Here is a 764-nt window from a genome sequence, read left to right as displayed (position 1 = left end):
TAAAATAAGTAACCGTCGAGCGTTCGACCCCTGCTTCACGCAACCATAAAGACAGCGAAGAAAATATTAACAGTAAGGGAATTCCTGCCGAAAACCCGAAGAACAGCATCGACAGAACCCGAGGGTGCTTTAGAGAGCTTAAAGACTGGCGCCAGCCTAAGTGTGCTTGAGACATATTTTTATATTTTCATCGCGAATTGAAGATAAAAGCACCCTAAAGGAAGCAACAGCCGATTCAGCGTTCTAAGCTTAATCTCTAAAATTATTGAATTGCAGCGGAATATCAAGATCCGATTCTTTGAAGAAGCGCATCACTTCTTGCAAGTCATCTCGTTTTTTACCCGTAACACGAACTTTATCACCTTGAATTGCCACCTGAACTTTAAGCTTGGCTTCTTTCACCATCTTAACCATTTTTCGTGCAACATCTTTATCAATTCCCTGTTTGATATCAAAACTTCTTTTAACTAACTTGCCCGCTTTACTGTCACCCGCCTCAGTCAGAGAACGAACATCAAGCTTTCGTTTAGCAAATGCCATCTGCAGCATTTCGATAAGCTGTTCAAGCTGAAAGTCCTGCTCGGCTGAAAAAGTGACTCGTGTCCCTTCGACAACAATATCGGCCTGAACATTTTTAAAGTCCCAACGGTTACCTAGTTCACGTTTTGCTTGATCAATTGCATTTGTGACCTCATGCATGTCAAGTTCTGAGACCGTATCAAAAGATGGCATGGTATACTCCCGCGTATCATTAACAATAAATT

At 41.6% G+C, this 764-nt stretch carries 1 protein-coding gene; it reads right to left on the bottom strand.

Annotated features, from left to right (window positions below):
• Positions 1–249: 249 nt before the first annotated feature.
• On the bottom strand, positions 250–764 hold a 515-nt coding region (locus A3735_RS00245), incomplete at its 5' end, for a YajQ family cyclic di-GMP-binding protein (RefSeq protein WP_369820488.1).

The organism is Oleiphilus sp. HI0061, from assembly GCF_001635675.1.
Note: the sequence above shows the minus strand (reverse complement) of the source record. Positions and strands in the feature narration are given on the sequence as shown.